Here is a 16,595-nt window from a genome sequence, read left to right on the forward strand (position 1 = left end):
GCGTCGGCGCCGAGATCGGGCCCGGCCCATGACCGGCGTGCCGCCGGCGCCAGGCAGGGGACAGCCCCGGTCGGCGAGGAGGCCGTCCGGGGCCGTGCCTGTGCCGGTGTGCCGGCGGTCGCGCACCCGCGGCGCGGGCCGCGGGTCAGCGGGTCAGCGGGTCAGCGGGTCAGCGGCGGTAGCCGCCGTCGTGGTGGCGGTAGCCGCCGTCGTGCCATCCGGCCTCGTCGCGGCGGCCCATGTCCTCGGCACGGTGGCTGCGGCGGCCCCAGGAGACGGCGTCGACGAGGCGGCCGCGATCGTCGCGCAGGACCGCGGTGTCGGCGTTGACGTCCCACACCCGGGTACGGCGGTCCTGGTAGAGGTCGGTCCTGGTGTCCCGGCCGATCCCGGTGTGCACGCGGACGGTGGCCCGGCCCTCCAGCCACACGTGATGGAAGGTGTAGGTGTAGCCGTCCCGGTCGGACAGCGTCCAGTCGTCCAGGTTCATCGCCCGGCGGGAGTCGTTCGTGATGTCCACCCACTCCCTGTTCAGCAAGCGGTTGGAACGGTCGTCCCGGCCCAGCCAAGCGTGCTGTACGCCGCTGATGTGCACCATCGCGTGGTGCATACGGCTCGACTGGTGCTCCGCAGCCGTGGCCGGGAGGGCCGCGGTGCCCACCAGCGCGGCGGTCACGGCAGCGGCTGCGGTCATACGGCGGGCGGAAGAAGAAACGGACACGAGGTCCCCCTTCACGAGGATGCGTGGTGGGAGTCGGCGACCGGTCGGCCGCACACGCACACCGTGCTACCTACGCCCCGATTTGCCGGGAAAACGCGCGCATGGCATTACGCATCCCGCATGAATCCATGACTCTCGCCTGCAATGACCATTCATGTTCTGAACGCACAAAGTTGACGGTTCATCAGCCACCCCTGACCTGGAAACACGAGCCCGAGGCAACCAATCCCCGCTTCCGCCACCCCCGCGCCACCCAAGCCGTCCACCCGAAAGTGTGTAACAAAGCAGTACGCCGTCCGGAGCAGAGACATGAGTGGCGTGGGGACGCGAGGGTCAGCGCACGGGGAGGGCCCGGGTGTGTTCGACACGGACGGCGTCCAGGTCCCGCGGGTCGAAGCCCAGCAGCCGCAGGATCGTCGGGGCGATCTGCGTGGTGCGCACCGGTCCGTCGACATGCACGCCGTGCGGGGTGGCGGCGCCGGAGACGACGAGCGGGACGTCGAGATCGTCGGCGTGGGCGCCGCCGTGCTCGGCGATCTTGCCCTTGCCGCCGGTGTAGACGACGCCGTACTGGGCGACGCCGACCAGGTCGGGCACGCGGGCGTCGCCCGGCCGGGCGTGGAAGTACCGGGCGGCGTCCGCGCCCGCGTAAAGGGTCTGCAGACCGCTCGCGGTGAACGGCTTGGCCTTGCCGTCGATGTCGTTGCCCGTGCCGGACTGGGCGAGCAGGTAGGCCTTGGCGAAGTCGGCGGCGGCCTGGGAGCGGTCGGTGAGCCAGAGCAGCATGGCGTCGTCGTCCACCGCGTGGGCGACGAGGTCGCCGGAGCCCGGGTGCGCGGTCTTCCAGGCGGCGTTGAGGCCGTCGAGCAGCGGGCCGTCGTCGATGCGGGTCAGCGCCTTGGGGTCGGTGGGCGACTGCCCGTGCTTGGCGGACAGGATGACGGTGGTGCTGTCGGCCAGGTGCTGCTTGCGGAGCTCGGTGAGGAAGGCGCCGAGCCGCTGGTCCACGAAGTCGAGGTTCTTCTCCAGCAGCGGGCCGGGCACGCCCTTCGTCCGGTAACCACCCGTCAGACCGTCGGAGGTGGGCAGCTTCTGGGCGGTCGAGACGGACTGGAAGTTCATGCCGAAGACCACGGGGGTCCCGACCTTGTGGTTGCGGCTGTGGTCGTAGCCGTCGATCTCGTTGAGGACGGCTTGCGCCTTGTACCCGTCGTACTGCTCGGTCGCGGCGTTGTCCTTCGTCCAGTCACCCGCGGCGTAACCTATGGCCTTGCTGTTGATCTCGGGCGTGAACAGGTCCTGGATGCCCTTGCCGGAGGGGCCGTTGAGGATGTCGTAGGCGGCGTGCTTGTCGGACCACGCGGTGCGCAGGCCGGCCGTGCGGACCACGTCGAAGACGGTGTTCACCCGCAGGTAGGAGTGCGGGTAGAGCGGTTTGCACGTCTTCGGGTCGACCGGAAGCTTCGCCGGGTCGATGAGGCTGGTGGGGTCGCCGGTCATCTGCAGGATGCTGCCGGGCAGGCCGCTGAGGCCCTGACCGGCGTCGAGGGAGTCCTGGTTCTTGTCGAGGTCCTCGGTCAGGTCGACCTCGGCGCCGGGCTTGGCGCCGGCGCAGTTGGTCGTACCGGCCGGCAGGAGGGCGGAGCTGTAGGTGTCGTCGTAGTAGACGCCCGTGGTGCCCGGGTCGCCGCCCGTGAGCTGGCCGACCATGCCCGGGAAGGAGTCGGAGGGGTTGGTGGTCGCCGCGTGGGTGTACTGCACACCGCCGGCGGTGAGCCGGGCGAGCGCCGAATGGGGGTGACGGGCGATGTACCAGGCGAGGTCGGACTGGTGCAGACCGTCGACGGACAGCAGCAGGACATGCCGGGCGGCCGGATGCGGGTGCGGGTGCGCGGAGGCGAGCGCGGAGCCGGGCACGGCCGCGGCGGTGAGCGCGCCGACCGCGGCCAGCGCGGCCGCGGCCGCCGTGACGGTGCGTGCGGGGTGGGCCGGACGTCTGGACATGGCTTCTCCTCGGACTGTGTCTAGCGGGTGCGCGTCGTGCACCGACATCCGAGAGGTGGAACATGTACGCCAGCAGACGGTCATGCCGCGTCCAGCCCAAGAAACGCACGGGCCCGGGCAAAGACTTCCGGCTTCTGACGGGGGCTCAGTGAACTGGGCGATCGGGCCCACCGCGAGTGCGTACGACACGGTACCGACGCCCACGGTTCCGCCAGGCCCCGGTGTGCCGGACGGCACCACTGGATCGCCTGAGATGCGCTCACCGCCTCAACGGCGGTTCATGACTGCCGTCCGCCGAACTGCCAGTTGTGAACCTCGACGTCGGCATACCGGTCCACGGTCAGGACGGCGCGCGCCGTGTCCGGATCCGGTGCCCGGACCAACGCCGCGGTACCGAGCCAGGTGTTGCCGTCGTCGGACAGCAGTGGCCCGTATGCGATCAGCTCGTTCTGCTCCAGGGGCACGGTGAGGTCGGCGGCCTCTCCCTGGCCGAGACCGAGCACGAAGTACCGGCGGCCTCCGGTACGCCCTCCGGGAAAGTCCCACATGGTGCGACCCAGCACGTTGCGCCATCGGCGCAGCAGCACGTCACGGTACACACCGGCCTGGTAGCCGAGCTCGTCGAAGGCGAATGCGCGGGCGGCGGCGGGATCGGGCAGGTCGACGATGTGCACGCTGCCGGTGGGTACTTCGCCGTCGGCGGTGAGGGTCGGACCGCGGGCGATCATCTCTTTGTCGAACCCGTCCATGTAGGACCAGTGCGCTTCCAGCAGCTCCATGCGCTGCGCGAGGGAGCCCCGCCGATCGCGGTGGTAGCAGGTGACGTCCTCCGCCTCGTAAACCGAGGGGGATTCCTACGGCTCGCGCCATGGGGCTTCCTGTTTCATCGCCGACTGCCCGCCCGGAGTACTCCGTTGAGGTCTTACGCCGGCTCCGCAGGCTGTCCCCGCCCGTCCGGCGGCCAGCAGGTTCTTCGCCGCGTTCACGTCCCGGTCGTGGGTCGTACCGCAGCTGTCGCACGTCCAGGTGCGGACGTTGAGCGGCATCTTCGGTTGCAGGGTGCCGCAGGCGGAGCACAGCTTGGAGGAGGGGAACCAGCGGTCGACCACGATCACCTCGCGGCCGTACCAGTCTGCTTTGTACTCCAGCAGGCTGCGGAACTCGCTCCACGCGGCATCGGAGATGGCGCGGGCGAGTTTGCCGTTCTTCAGCATGTTCCGAACGGTCAGGTCCTCGATCACGATCGTTTGGTTTTCACGGACGAGTCGAGTGGTGATCTTATGCAGGGAATCCCGCCTGCGGTCGGCGATGCGGGCGACTTTGCGCCGGGCCTTGGCCCGGTTCGCCCCCTCGCCCTTGGCCTTGCGGGACAGCTCCCGCTGGGCCTTCGCCAGGCGGGCGCGGTCCTTGCGCTCGTGTCGGGGGTTGGCGATCTTCTCTCCGGTGGAGAAGGTCAGCAGGTGGTCAAGGCCGGCGTCCACGCCGAGGGCCGCATCGGCAGCCGGGAGCGCACCCACGGACGGGTCCTCGCACAGCAGGGACGCAAACCAGCGCCCCGCGCTGTCCTGGGAGACGCTCACCGTCGAGGGCTTCGCCCCCTCGGGGAGGGGCCGGGACCAGACGATGTCCAGCGGTTCCGTCATCTTGGCGAGGGTCAGTTCGCCGTCACGGAAGCGGAAACCACTGGTGGTGTACTCGGCGGACTTGCGCGACGTCTGCCGGGACTTGAAGCGTGGGTACTTGGCTCGCTTGGCGAAGAAGTTCGTGCACGCCGTCTGCAAGTGCCGCAGGCACTGCTGGAGCGGGACGCAGGAGACGTCGTTGAGGAACGCCAGTTCCCCGGTCTTCTTCCACGCCGTCAGCATCGCCGAGGTGGCGTTGTAGTTCACTCGTTCCTGGCGCAGCGTTCACGCCTCGGTCCGGGCGGCCAGCGCCATGTTGTAGACCTTCCGCACGCATCCGAACGTGCGCGACAGCTCGGCTGCCTGCGCATCAGTGGGGTAGAAGCGGTACTTGAACGCCCGCTTCACGTGGTTTGCGGTCACTCTCACAAACTAGTGGGATCACAGGTGAAGATCAAAACTGCGGGTCAGGGTACGGTCTTTCGCTTTGACGGCGAAACCCCGCTCCTTGCCCTGCTCCGCAGGAGTCCGTTTCCCTCCCTCGCCCGAAGGCGGGGGTATCCACGGAGCAACCTGATGAATTCCATGCCCTCAGTGTGTCGGTCCTCGGGCGCAACAGCACAGCGGTTATCGGTGAGAACGATCTCAATGGGCGCCTCCGCCCTCGCCCGGTGGTGATCAGCCTGGTGAGATGATCCGTATGACTGCTTCTGCTTCTGTGCCCGGGGGAAGTCCGGCGAAGGCGACGTACGACCGCATCGGCATCGGATACCGGCAGGTCCGCAGGCCCGACCCTCGTCTGTCCACGCTGTTTCACCAGGCCCTGGCCGGAGCGCGCACGGTCGTCAACGTCGGGGCCGGTGTCGGGTCCTATGAGCCGGCCGACGCGGAGATGACTGCGGTGGACGCGTCACAGGTCATGCTGGATCAGCATCCCGGCCGCCGGAAGATCCTCGCGGGGCGGAGGAACTGCCTTTCGAGGACGGCGCGTTCGCTGCCGCCATGGATGTGATGACCGTGCACCACTGGCCCGACCTTCGCCGTGGTCTCCGCGAACTGCGGCGCGTCTTCAGGCGGCAGGTCGTCTTCACCTGGGACCCCCAGCATCTGCCCGAGCTGTAGCTGATCGAGGAGTACCTCCCCGAGATCAGCCAGCTCGACCACGCCCGCTTCACACCCCTGTCCGACGTGGTGGAAGCGCTGGACGCACACACCGTGCTGTCCTTCGCCATCCCACATGACCTCACCGACGGCTTCCAGATCGCGTACTGGCGCCGCCCGGAGTACTACCTGGACCCCGTCATCCGGCAGGCCAGTTCCACGTTCGCCCATCTCCCGCCGTCCGTGGCCGAACCGGCCATCGCGAGACTGCGGGCAGACCTGGCCTCCGGTGCCTGGCACCGCCGCCACGCCGATCTGCTGAACCAGGATTCCATGGACTACGGCTACCGGCTGCTCATCGCGGGAGACAGCGGGTCCGGCACGGCCGACGGGAACCGGACCGACACGTCACGGCAGTGATTCCCCGATACTGCTCGCTGGTCGCGTCACTGCTCATGTCCCCTCTAGAGACCACAGGATTCGCCCATGGCAACCGTCCTCGCATTTCACGCCCACCCGGACGACGAGGTGTTTCTGACGGGCGGCACGCTCGCGCGGGCCGTGGCCGAGGGGCATCGTGTGGTGATCGTGGTCGCCGCGGACGGGCTCATGGACGCCGTGCCGGAGGGCGGAGCACCACGGCTGGACGAGCTTCGGGCGAGTGCTGCCGTGCTGGGCGTGCAGCGGGTGACGCATCTGGGGTACGCGGACAGCGGCCATGGTCCGGTGCTGTATCCGGATCCGCCGGACCGGACACGATTCGTGCGGGCGGACACGGAGGAGGCGGCCGAGCGGCTGGCCGCCATCCTCCGTGAGGAAGGGGTGGACCTGCTCCTCAGCTACGACGCAGGGGGCGGCTACGGCCACCGCGACCACGTCAAGGTGCACGAGGTCGGCAGGCGTGCCGCCGAACTCGCCGGGGTGCCGCGGATGCTGGAGGCGACGATCCCACGCGATGTGGTGGCGCGCCTGGTGCGGCTGGTGCGTGTGCTGAGGATCCCTTTGCGGTTCGACGCGGACACGGTCCGCACCGCCTGCTCCTCGCGCGCCGCCATCACCCACATCGTGGATGTCCGGCGGTTCGCGGCGCGGAAGCAGGCGGCTCTCGCGGCTCATCGTTCGCAGGTGTCGGGCAAGGGGCGGCTTGCTCCGGTGCTGAGGGTGCTGGTCCGCCTTCCGGCCCCTGTCTTCGGATGGCTGCTCGGGCGGGAGTGGTTTGTGGAGGCACGGGCGACGACGGCGCCGTCCGACGTCATCGGCGACATCTTCCGACCGGTCTCGTAGCGTCTGCCAACCGGCCGTCCAGCGTCTGCCGACCGGCCTCACATCCGTTCCGGTGCCGAGACGCCGAGCAGGTGCAGGCCGTTGTGCAGCACCCGTTGGCAGGCCTCCGTCAGCCACAGCCGGGCCCGGGTGCGGTCGTCCGGGGCCTCGTCGGCCCACGGCAGGACCCGGCAGGCGTCGTAGAAGCGGTGGTACGTGCCGGCCAGCGCCTCCAGGTAGTGCGCCACCCGGTGCGGCTCGCGCAGCGTGGCCGCGGTGGCGACGACCTGCGGGAACTCGGCCAGCGTGCCCAGCAGGTCCACCTCCCGTTCGTGGGTGAGCCGGCCGGGGTCGAAGTCCTCCGGCGCGCCCTTGTCGATCCCGGCTTCCTTCGCTTTCCGCAGCACGGAGCAGGGCCGGGTGTGCGCGTACTGGACGTAGTAGACCGGGTTGTCGTTCGACTGCCGGGTCAGCAGGTCGATGTCGAGGTCGATCATCGTGTCCACACTGGCCCGCGCCAGCGCGTACCGCGCGGCGTCGACGCCGACCGCCTCGGTCAGGTCGTCGAGGGTGAGGACGGTACCCGCCCGCTTGCTCATCCGGACCGGTCTGCCGTCCTTGACGAGGTTGACCAGTTGGCCGATCAGGATCTCCAGATGCCGGTCCGGGTCGTCGCCGAAACAGGCCGCCATGGCCCGCATCCGGCCGACATAGCCGGCGTGGTCGGCGCCGAGCATGATGACGACCCGTTCGAAGCCCCGGGACCGCTTGTTCAGGTAGTACGCGCAGTCCGCGGTGAAGTACGTCCATGAGCCGTCGCTCTTCACCAGCACCCGGTCCTTGTCGTCGCCGAAGTCCGTGGTGCGCAGCCAGACCGCGCCGTCGGACTCGTGGACATGGCCGCCGTCGCGCAGCCGGGCGACGGCGGTGTCCAGGTCCCCCCGGTCGTGCAGGTCCTTCTCGTTGAAGTAGGTGTCGAAGCGGGTTCCGAACGCGGCGAGCGACGTCTTGATCTCGTCGAACATCAGCTCCGCGCCCACCGCCCGGAACACGGCGAAGGACTCGCTCTCCGGCAGGTCCAGGGCGCCGGGGTGGTGCTGCAGCACGGCGTCCGCGATCTCCTGGATGTACACGCCGCTGTAGCCGTCATCGGGCACCGGCAGTCCCTGGGCAGCGGCGAGCAGGGAGCGGACGAAGCGGTCGATCTGTACGCCGGCGTCGTTGAAGTAGTACTCCCGCGACACGTCCGCGCCCGCGGCCTCGAGCAGCCGGGCGAGGACGTCTCCCACGACCGCCCAACGGGCTCCGCCGATGTGCACCGGCCCGGTGGGGTTGGCGGAGACGAACTCGAGGTTGAGCCGCAGGCCGCCCAGCCGGTCGGTGCGGCCGTAGGCTTCCCCGGCCAGGACGATGTCCCGGGCCAGGGCGCCGATCGCCGCGGTCTCCAGCGTGATGTTGAGGAACCCGGGGCCCGCGACCTCGGCCTTCGCGACTCCCCCGGCCGCGCTCACCAGCGGCGCCAGTGCCTCGGCGACGGCGCGGGCGGGCAGGCCCGCGGGCTTGGCGAGTTGCAGGGCGACGTTGGTCGAGTAGTCGCCGTGGCCGCGGTGCCGGGGGCGCTCCACGCGGATCTCCTCGGGTACCTGAGCCGAGATGCGTCCGGACTGGATGACCGTGTGGACGGCGTCGGAGATGACGGCCGCGAGATCTGCTGGAGTCACAGGGCCGACGCTAGCGGAGCCGACGGCGCCTGTGACATCCAATTTCCGAAGGGACGCTGCTCTCCCGGGCGTTCCGTGACCCTACTTGGCGTAGTTGTACACGGTCGCCCGGGACACACCCAGCAGGTCGGCGATGGTCTGTGCGGCGTCGCGCGAGTCGAAGTAGCCGTCCCGCTGCAACTGCCGTACGAGCGCCTTCTTGTCCTCCCGGCTCAGCGAGCGGGGCGTCGCGGCGCGCTCCGCGGCGTGTTCCTCCACCGCTCGACGCAGCTCGCGGGCGGTGCGGTCGCGCAGGGTCTCCAGGGGCTGCTCGCGGTGCTCGGTGTGCGTGGCCACCAGGTTGGACAGGGCGAGGGTCACCGGTGACAGCACGGACACGTCCAGGTTCAGGCAGAGAGCCGCGATGTACTCCCCCGCGGCGTTCTTGAGGCCGATGGACGTGCTCTTCGCGGGGCGGCCGTCCGGGAACTGATTGGGGTAGTTCTGGATGACACTCGGGTAGTCGGGGTCCTCGATGCGGGCCAGGCCCAGCTCCGTGGTGGAGTCCCCGACCCGACGGCCGGAGAGGTTGTTCTCGATCGCCCGGATCGCGTGCTCGGGATCCCGCAGGTCGTGCAGCACCACCTCGCACAGACCGGGGAACATGCGCCCCAGCGCCACGGCGATCTTCTCGGCCTCGCGGATGAGGTGCTCGTCCGCCTCCGCATCTTCCACGGGAAGCCTCTCCAGGATCATTGGACCAATTTTCCATCTCTGGATGTTCAGCCTAAGCGAGGCTTGGTGTTTGTCCAGCGGGTCGGCGGTAGGTCTCGGCCATGGCGTCGATCGTCTGTGTCATCAGCGCCCGCAATGCGGCGGGCGCCACGACCTCCGCCTCCGCGCCGAGGCGGAGCAGCATGCCGACGGCGTGTTCGGCGGACTCGATGGGGACGACGGCCCGGACCCGTCCGTCGGGACCCGGTGGCCCGGCGCTGTCCTGGGCGGCGCGGGCCACTGCCGGTTCCAGGAGGTCGGGCAGCCGCTCCAGGATCCGTGGTGTCAGTCGTACGACCGCTTCGCCCTGGAGCCGGCGGGCGTCGAAGTCGGCCAGGTAGGTCTGCCAGTGTGCGGCCAGGTCGAAGTCACTCGGGCGCTCGAAGCGGTCCTGCAGCACCTGGATCCGGAGGATCTGGGAGACGCGGTAGGTACGGACGCCTGCCGGCCGGGCCGCCACCAGGTACCAGCGGCCGGACTTGAGCACCAGCCCGTAGGGGTCCAGCGTCCGGGTCACCTCCGGGGGCGCCGTCCACCGCCGGTAGCGGACGCGGATGCGGCGCTGCCGCCACACCGCGTCCGTGACGGCGGCCAGGTGCGGGGTCGGGTCCGCTTCGGCGTACCAGCCGGAGGGGTCCAGGTGGAACCGCTGCCGTATCTCACCGGTCCGGTCGCGTAGTTCCTCGGGCAGGGCGGCCGTCAGCTTGAGCTGGGCGGTGGCGAGTACGGTGCCGAGCCCGAGGTCCGCGGCCGGTCCGGGCAGTCCGGCCAGGGAGAGTGCCTCCGCCTCGTCGCGGGTCAGTCCGGTCAGGCGGGTGCGGAAGCCGTCGAGCAGCCGGTAGCCGCCGTCGTGACCGGGGTCGCCGTAGACCGGGACGCCGGCCGCGGAGAGCGACTCCACGTCCCGGTACACCGTGCGGACGGAGACCTCCAGTTCGTCGGCGAGCTGCTGGGCGGTCATCCGGCCGCGGGTCTGGAGCAGCAACAGGACGGACAGGAGTCGGCTCGCACGCATGACGGAAGTCTGCCGCACTCCACTGACATGGTCTGTCAGGGAAGCCGGGCTACCTTCCCGGCCGGGCGTGCGCCCCACGCACGGACGGACACGGCAGAAGGACATGAGCAGATGAACAACGCGACCACCCGCGAGCCCGGAGTCGGGGACTTCGACTTCCTGGTGGGGACCTGGGAGGTGACGAACCGGCGGCTGGTCGCACCGCTGACCGGAAGCGCCGAATGGGACGAGTTCCCGGCCACCGCGGTCTGTCACGGCACCCTGTTCGGCGGGGCCACCAACCTCGACGAGATCAGCTTCCCGACCAAGGGCTTCGCCGGCCTGACGCTGCGCCTGTACGACGCCGGGCGCAAGGAGTGGTCGCTGAACTGGGTGAACAGCCGTACGGGGCTGCTGCAACCGCCTGTGGTGGGCCGGTTCGACGCGCATGGCAGGGGCGAGTTCCACGGGGACGGCGCACACGAGGGCACCCCCGTGCGGTGCCGTTTCGTCTGGTCGCACATCACCCCGGTGACGGCGCACTGGGAGCAGGCCTTCTCCACCGACGGCGGGCGGAGCTGGGAGACCAACTGGACCATGGACTTCCGCCGAACCGGCAAGGCCTCCGCATGACCAGGGCTCCGGCCCCGGTGGGCCGGCCGGCTCGGCCCGTCGGGAGTCTGACCGTCTGGCAGGGGGCGGCGCTGTACGTCGGCGCGGTACTCGGCACCGGTGTCATCGCCCTGCCCGCTCTGGCCGTCCGGGCGGCCGGGCCGGCCTCGCTGCTGGCCTGGCTCGGGCTGGTCGTGTTGTCGGTGCCGCTCGCGGCCACGTTCGCCGCGCTGGGCGCCCGCTACCCGGACGGCGGCGGCGTCTCCACCTACGTCCGGCACGCCTTCGGCGCGCGGGCGGCCGCCGTGGTCGGCTGGTGCTTCTACTTCGCCGTGCCCGCGGGTGCCCCGGCGGCGGGCATGTTCGCCGGGGCGTACGTCGCGACCGCCCTCGGCGGCGGCCGGCGCACGGTGCTGCTCACCGCTGCCGTGTTGCTCGTCCTGGTGGCCGTGGCCAACGGATTCGGTCTGACCGTCTCCGGCCGACTGCAACTCGCGCTCGCCGTGCTGCTCGTGGCGCTGTTGCTGACCGCGGTGGTGACCGCGCTGCCGCACGCCCACCTGCGGAACCTGCATCCGTTCGCGCCGCACGGCCGGCCCGCGATCGGCGCGGCCGCGGCGCTGCTGGTGTGGAGCTTCGCGGGCTGGGAGGCCATCACCCATCTCGCCGCCGACTTCCGCCGTCCGGAGCGCGACCTGCCCCGCGCCACCGCCGTGGCGGTCGCCGTCGTGGGCGTGCTGTACCTCGCCGTCGCCGCCACCAGTGTCCTGGTGCTCGGCCCGGCCGCCGGCACCTCCGACGCCCCGCTGGCCGAACTGCTCGCCCTCGGCATCGGCGGCACGGTCCACGTACTGGCCGCGGCCGCCGCCGTGCTGCTCACCCTCGGCACGATGAACGCCTACTTCGCCGGCGCGGCCCGACTGGGCGCCGCACTCGGTCGCGACGGCGCGCTGCCCGCCTGGCTCGACCGGGGCGGCAGCGTCGGTGAGGTGCCGCGCCGCAGCCTGGCCGTCGTGACGGCGCTCTCGGGCCTCGCCCTCGCCGCCACCGCGGTCACCGACGTGGGCCCACAGCCGCTCGTGCTGCTCACCACCGGGTCGTTCGTGACCGTGTACACACTGGGAACGGCCGCCGCGGTACGACTGCTGCCCCGAGGCAGCGGAGCGCACCGCTGCGCGCTCCTCGCGCTCGTCGCGGTCGCTGCCCTCCTCGTCATGACGGGCTGGTACCTGCTGTGGCCGCTCGTCATCACGGCGAGCGCGCTGTGCTATCTGCGACGGCGCCGAGCAGCCGGACCGGCCAGGGACGAGCAGCCACAGTACGTTCCGTGAGCGCCACGGCGGCGGCCGGGAACCCCCACGGTTCAGGAGGCGCCGCCGAGCCGGCGGCCTGCCCCGCCCCCGGGACAGGCCGCCGACCTCAACCGGTGCCGGATCACAGAGCGCGTTCCAGGCGGTCCGCCATCAGCTTGACGAAGCGGGCGGGGTCCTTGGGCTGTCCGCCCTCGGCGAGTACCGCCAGACCGTACAGGAGTTCCGCGGTCTCGGTGAGCCCCGTGCGGTCCTCGCGCTCCTTGTACGCCTGGTTGAGGCCCTTCACCAGCTGGTGGCCGGGGTTGAGCTCCAGAATCCGCTTGGCGCGGGGCACCTCCTGGCCCATCGCCCGGTACATGTTCTCCAGCGCCGGGGTCAGATCGTTCGCGTCGGAGACGACACAAGCCGGGGAGACGGTGAGACGGGAGGACAGACGCACCTCCTTGATGTCCTCGTCCAGTTGCTCCTGCATCCAGCCGAGCAGGCCGGCGTAGTCCTCGGTCTGCTTCTCCCGCTCGCCGTCGGAGGATTCGTCGTCCTTGGCGTCGAGGTCGATCTGCCCCTTGGCGACGGACCGCAGCTTCTTGCCGTCGTACTCGCCGACGGTGTCGGCCCACACCTCGTCGACGGGGTCGGTGAGCAGCAGCACCTCGATGCCCCGGTCCCGGAAGGCCTCCATGTGCGGGGAGTTCTCGATGCTCTGCCGGGACTCACCGGTCAGGTAGTAGATGTCGTCCTGGCCGTCCCTCATCCGCTCCACGTAACTCTTCAGCGTGGTCGGCTCGGTGTCGTCGTGTGTGCTCGCGAACGACGCGAGGGCGAGGACGGCGTCACGGTTCTCCGGGTCGGTGACCAGTCCCTCCTTCAGGACGGTGCCGAACTCGCGCCAGAAGGTGGCGTATCGCTCAGGGTCCTTGGCCATCAGGTCCTTGACCGTGGACAGGACCTTCTTCGTCAGCCGTCGCCGCATCATCTCGATGTGCCGGTCCTGCTGGAGGATCTCGCGGGACACGTTGAGCGAGAGGTCGGCCGCGTCGACGACACCCTTGACGAAGCGGAGGTACGGCGGCAGCAGCGCCTCGCAGTCGTCCATGATGAAGACACGCTTGACGTACAGCTGCACACCGCGCCGGAAGTCCCGCGTGAACAGGTCGTGGGGAGCGTGCGCGGGGAGGAACAGCAGGGCCTGGAACTCGAAGGTGCCCTCCGCCTGGAGCCGGATGGTCTCCAGCGGGTCGCGCCAGTCGTGCCCGATGTGCTTGTACAGCTCGTGGTACTCGTCGTCGGACACCTCGTCACGCGACCGTGCCCACAGTGCCTTCATCGAGTTGAGCGTCTCGGGCTCGGGCGCCCCCTCATCGCCCTCGCCCTGGTCCGGGACCATCCGGATCGGCCAGGTGATGAAGTCCGAGTAGCGCTTGACGATCTCCCGGATCTTCCACGAGGAGGTGTAGTCGTGGAGCTGGTTCTCCGGGTCGGCGGGCTTGAGGTGGAGGGTGACCGAGGTGCCCTGCGGGGCGTCGTCGACCGGCTCCAGCGTGTAGGTGTCCTCGCCGCGCGAGGTCCAGCGGGTGCCCTGGCTCTCGCCGGCGCGCCGGGTGACCAGGGTGACCTCGTCCGCCACCATGAAGCCGGAGTAGAACCCGACCCCGAACTGGCCGATCAGCCCCTCCGCCCCGGCCGCGTCCTTGGCCTCCCGCAACTCCTGCAGGAACTGTGCGGTGCCGGAGTTGGCGATGGTGCCGATGAGCCGCCCGACCTCGTCGTACGACATTCCGATGCCGTTGTCCCGCACGGTGAGGGTGCGGGCGTCGCGGTCGATGTCGATCTCGATGTGCAGATCGGACACGTCGGCGTCGAGCGAGTCGTCCCGCAACTTCTCCAGACGCAGCTTGTCCAGCGCGTCGGAAGCGTTGGAGACGAGCTCACGCAGGAAGACGTCCTTGTTGGAGTAGACCGAGTGGATCATCAGCTGCAGCAGCTGACGGGCCTCTACCTGAAACTCGAGCGTTTCAGTCGGCATGTTCGCGCATTCCTCACAGGTGATATCGCCGGAACTGATGCCAGACACTGTAAAACACCACGTCAGCACGTCGGCCGCAGACGCCGACGGTGGCTGGATCCAGACCCCGGGGCCAGGCCCCGATCAGCTCGGTTCCTTGATTACCTGGCAGGTCATCGACCGTGGCGGGCACCGGCGGCAGGATCGTGAACAGCACAGCAGCCGACCGACCGGAGGGACACCATGACCGCCTACGCGATCGCTCACCTGCGGGAAGCCGCTCCGCACCCGGAGATCGCCGAGTACATCGCGCGCGTCACCGCCACCTTCGAACCGTACGGTGGCCGGTTCCTCGTACACGGCGATGCGCACGAGGTGAAGGAGGGCGCATGGCCCGGGCACGTCGTCGTGATCGGCTTTCCGTCGATCTCCCACGCACGCGCCTGGTGGGACTCCGAGGAGTATCGGGCCATCGCGCCCCTGCGCTCCCGGCACATCGAGGGCGACATCATCCTGGTTCCGGGCGTGCGCGAGGACTACGACGCGACCGTCACGGCACGGACCATGCTGGAGGCTCTTGCCGCCCCGTGCTGATGCGACGGAGCCCACTCGTGCCGCAACTGGTGCCGGTCTCCTCCTCGTTCGTGCCGGCGGACGGGCGGTAATTCCCTACCGCGGTGGCCGGAAAGCGCGGACACTCGCCTCATGGATGACATGAGGTCGTTTCGGGAGGCGGTCATCGCGTGGGCTGCCGGTGACCCCGGCGACTTGGCCCGCGAGTTGGCCGCGCGGTTGCCCGTCCGTGCGGCCGTCCTGCTGGAAGGGCCGAGTGATGTCGCGGCGGTCGACGCGCTCGCCGCGCGTCGGGGCCGGAACCTGGCGGCCGAGGGCGTCTGCGTCCTGCCGATCGGCGGTGCGATGAGTGTCGGGCGCTTCGCCCGCCTCCTCGGGCCAGCCGGCCTGGGCCTGCGCCTCACGGGACTGTGCGACGAGGGGGAGCGCGCCTACTACGCGCGCGCTTTGCCGGGGGCGGGCTCAGCACAGCACGGTTTCTTCGTCTGTGCGGCGGATCTGGAGGACGAGCTCATCCGCGCGCTGGGCGTGACACGGGTGGAGGAACTGGTCCGAGCGGAGGGCGAGCTGCGCGCCCTGCAGACCTTCCTGCGCCAGCCCGCGCAGCGGGGCCGCACCTCGCACCAGCAGTTGCGGCGCTTTCTCAGCACGAAGAAGGGGCGCAAGATCCACTACGGCCGCGTCCTCGTCGAGGCCCTCGCTCCCGACCGCGTGCCCGCCCCGCTCGACGACCTGCTGACCAGCCTCTGACCGCGGGGCAACGCCGTCCGGAGAGTGGGTCCTCTTCGGTTCGGCGTAGGCCCGCAGGAGGTGATCACGGTGATGCGCGCACAAGGTGTCCGCGTCGCCGGACCACGCTGACGGCGTTCGCAGTGCGCGGTGAATGCGGGTAAAAGGAGTCCGCTCCCGCGAGGAAGGCCGGGCCCCTCACAATGCCGGCATGATCGAACGCATCCACGCCGACAACGCCCCCTTCGTCCGCTTCCCCGACGGCACCGAGCCACCCTTGTCCCAGGCCATCAGGGTCGGCGACTTGGTGTTCACGTCCGGTCACGGCCCGCTCGACCCGGAGACGCACGCGATACCGGACGACTTCTGCGAACAGGCGCGGCAGGTTCTGCACAACCTCGTCGCGGTCGTCGGCGCCGCGGGGAGCAGGAAGGATCTGATCGTCAAGTGCACCTGTTACCTCAGGGGCGGGGCGACTTCGCGACCTTCAACCGGGTGTACCGCGAGTTCTTCGCGGACTGCCCGCAGTTTCCGGCCCGGACGACGGTCGTCACGCAACTCGTGCGCGACGGCGTGCGCGTCGAGATCGACGGTGTGGCCGCCGTGGGCCGGTAGCGGAGCGTTTAGGAGACGGCCCCCAATTGGCGCATCTGGGAGAGGACATCGACCACGCCCCAGATTTCGGCGATGCGACCGTCCTCGAAGCGGAGGATGAAGATCTCGCCGTAGGTGACGGACCTGCCGGTCGGCGGCATCCCCTGGTACTCGCCGCGGTGGGTTCCGGTCACCGTGTTCCTGGACACGACCTTGTCACCCTCGGCGATCACGTCCTCGACCGTGACGTGAATGTCGGGAAACGCGCGGAGGAGCACGGCCCACACCTGCTTGAGTGCCTGCGCTCCCGTCATGCCCATCGGCACCGGCGCGTGGAACACAAGGTCCGGCGCCACGATCTCATCGATCACCTTCGAGATCATCTCCAGATCCCTGGTGTGCACAGCGTCATGCAGACGCGCGGCCGTCGCCTTGTTGCGAGTGGTCTCATCGGTTGACATACGACTTCTCCTCCGTCGCCGCATCTGGCTACACACATGTGACGAACGAGCCCGCCGGGATGTGACACGGCCAGTCCACACCTTCAGGTTCACGGCTCAGCGGCGCTGCGTCACACGCACTCACCCTCCCGC

At 69.8% G+C, this 16,595-nt stretch carries 15 protein-coding genes and 3 pseudogenes; 9 read left to right on the plus strand and 9 right to left on the minus strand.

The features are described from left to right. Positions 1-169: 169 nt before the first annotated feature. From ACFYOH_RS29115 to ACFYOH_RS29130, 4 genes and pseudogenes are all read right to left on the minus strand, one after another. Complete coding sequence (locus tag ACFYOH_RS29115; RefSeq protein WP_388631377.1) at positions 170-694, minus strand: lamin tail domain-containing protein; 525 nt, start codon at positions 692-694, stop codon at positions 170-172. Positions 695-1,054: 360 nt separating this feature from the next. Continuing rightward, positions 1,055-2,725, minus strand: a complete 1,671-nt coding sequence (locus ACFYOH_RS29120) for an alkaline phosphatase family protein (protein ID WP_388631380.1) — start codon at positions 2,723-2,725, stop codon at positions 1,055-1,057. Between the two features lie 278 nt (positions 2,726-3,003). Then, a pseudogene (locus tag ACFYOH_RS29125) lies at positions 3,004-3,543 on the minus strand (YciI family protein); the annotation flags it as partial. Positions 3,544-3,579: 36 nt separating this feature from the next. Beyond that, a pseudogene (locus ACFYOH_RS29130) lies at positions 3,580-4,770 on the minus strand (RNA-guided endonuclease InsQ/TnpB family protein). 579 nt (positions 4,771-5,349) lie between these two features. Between ACFYOH_RS29130 and ACFYOH_RS29135 the strand changes: the two are divergent. From ACFYOH_RS29135 to ACFYOH_RS29145, 3 genes are all read left to right on the plus strand, one after another. Then, the gene (locus ACFYOH_RS29135) at positions 5,350-5,469 is read left to right on the plus strand and encodes a hypothetical protein (protein ID WP_388631383.1); all 120 of its coding nucleotides are present in this window, start codon (positions 5,350-5,352) and stop codon (positions 5,467-5,469) included. 66 nt (positions 5,470-5,535) lie between these two features. Further along, positions 5,536-5,868 (plus strand): hypothetical protein, encoded by a 333-nt coding sequence (locus tag ACFYOH_RS29140; protein ID WP_388631387.1) that lies wholly within the window; start codon positions 5,536-5,538, stop codon positions 5,866-5,868. A 66-nt stretch (positions 5,869-5,934) separates the two neighbouring features. Further along, a complete protein-coding gene (locus tag ACFYOH_RS29145) occupies positions 5,935-6,732 on the plus strand; it encodes a PIG-L deacetylase family protein (protein ID WP_388631390.1) in 798 nt (265 codons plus the stop codon). 38 nt (positions 6,733-6,770) lie between these two features. Here ACFYOH_RS29145 and argS read toward each other — a convergent pair whose 3' ends face one another. From argS to ACFYOH_RS29160, 3 genes are all read right to left on the minus strand, one after another. Next, positions 6,771-8,432, minus strand: coding sequence for an arginine--tRNA ligase (gene argS, locus ACFYOH_RS29150; protein WP_388631393.1), 1,662 nt, complete (start codon positions 8,430-8,432; stop codon positions 6,771-6,773). Between the two features lie 81 nt (positions 8,433-8,513). After that, on the minus strand, positions 8,514-9,167 hold the full coding sequence (locus ACFYOH_RS29155; RefSeq protein WP_388631395.1) for a transcriptional regulator: 654 nt from the start codon (positions 9,165-9,167) through the stop codon (positions 8,514-8,516). Between the two features lie 31 nt (positions 9,168-9,198). Continuing rightward, the gene (locus tag ACFYOH_RS29160) at positions 9,199-10,200 is read right to left on the minus strand and encodes a helix-turn-helix transcriptional regulator (protein WP_388631397.1); all 1,002 of its coding nucleotides are present in this window, start codon (positions 10,198-10,200) and stop codon (positions 9,199-9,201) included. Positions 10,201-10,311: 111 nt separating this feature from the next. Here ACFYOH_RS29160 and ACFYOH_RS29165 point away from each other — a divergent pair, with 111 nt between their 5' ends. Together ACFYOH_RS29165 and ACFYOH_RS29170 are read left to right on the plus strand one after the other, a co-directional pair. Further along, positions 10,312-10,812 carry a hypothetical protein gene (locus ACFYOH_RS29165; protein WP_388631399.1) on the plus strand — a complete coding sequence of 167 codons (501 nt, stop codon included), beginning with the start codon at positions 10,312-10,314 and terminating at the stop codon, positions 10,810-10,812. Continuing rightward, the gene (locus ACFYOH_RS29170; RefSeq protein WP_388631402.1) at positions 10,809-12,122 is read left to right on the plus strand and encodes an APC family permease; all 1,314 of its coding nucleotides are present in this window, start codon (positions 10,809-10,811) and stop codon (positions 12,120-12,122) included. The genes ACFYOH_RS29165 and ACFYOH_RS29170 overlap by 4 nt, the downstream gene beginning before the upstream one ends. A gap of 103 nt (positions 12,123-12,225) precedes the next feature. Here the strand turns inward: ACFYOH_RS29170 and htpG are convergent, their stop codons facing one another. Beyond that, entirely contained in the window at positions 12,226-14,127 is a 1,902-nt protein-coding gene (gene htpG, locus ACFYOH_RS29175) for a molecular chaperone HtpG (protein WP_388631405.1), read from the minus strand. A 222-nt stretch (positions 14,128-14,349) separates the two neighbouring features. Between htpG and ACFYOH_RS29180 the strand changes: the two genes are divergently transcribed. From ACFYOH_RS29180 to ACFYOH_RS29195, 4 genes and pseudogenes are all read left to right on the plus strand, one after another. After that, positions 14,350-14,700: a DUF1330 domain-containing protein gene (locus ACFYOH_RS29180; protein ID WP_388631408.1), complete on the plus strand. Its 351-nt coding sequence runs from the start codon at positions 14,350-14,352 to the stop codon at positions 14,698-14,700. 111 nt (positions 14,701-14,811) lie between these two features. Further along, entirely contained in the window at positions 14,812-15,429 is a 618-nt protein-coding gene (locus tag ACFYOH_RS29185) for a TOPRIM nucleotidyl transferase/hydrolase domain-containing protein (protein ID WP_388631410.1), read from the plus strand. Positions 15,430-15,619: 190 nt separating this feature from the next. Then, positions 15,620-15,817: pseudogene (locus tag ACFYOH_RS29190) on the plus strand (RidA family protein); the annotation flags it as partial. Positions 15,818-15,855: 38 nt separating this feature from the next. Further along, entirely contained in the window at positions 15,856-16,023 is a 168-nt protein-coding gene (locus ACFYOH_RS29195) for a RidA family protein (RefSeq protein WP_388631740.1), read from the plus strand. Between the two features lie 8 nt (positions 16,024-16,031). Here ACFYOH_RS29195 and ACFYOH_RS29200 read toward each other — a convergent pair whose 3' ends face one another. Beyond that, on the minus strand, positions 16,032-16,463 hold the full coding sequence (locus tag ACFYOH_RS29200; RefSeq protein ID WP_388631413.1) for an ester cyclase: 432 nt from the start codon (positions 16,461-16,463) through the stop codon (positions 16,032-16,034). Positions 16,464-16,595 lie beyond the last annotated feature (132 nt).

It is taken from the genome of Streptomyces sp. NPDC007856 (assembly GCF_042868225.1).
GTDB lineage: Bacteria > Actinomycetota > Actinomycetes > Streptomycetales > Streptomycetaceae > Streptomyces.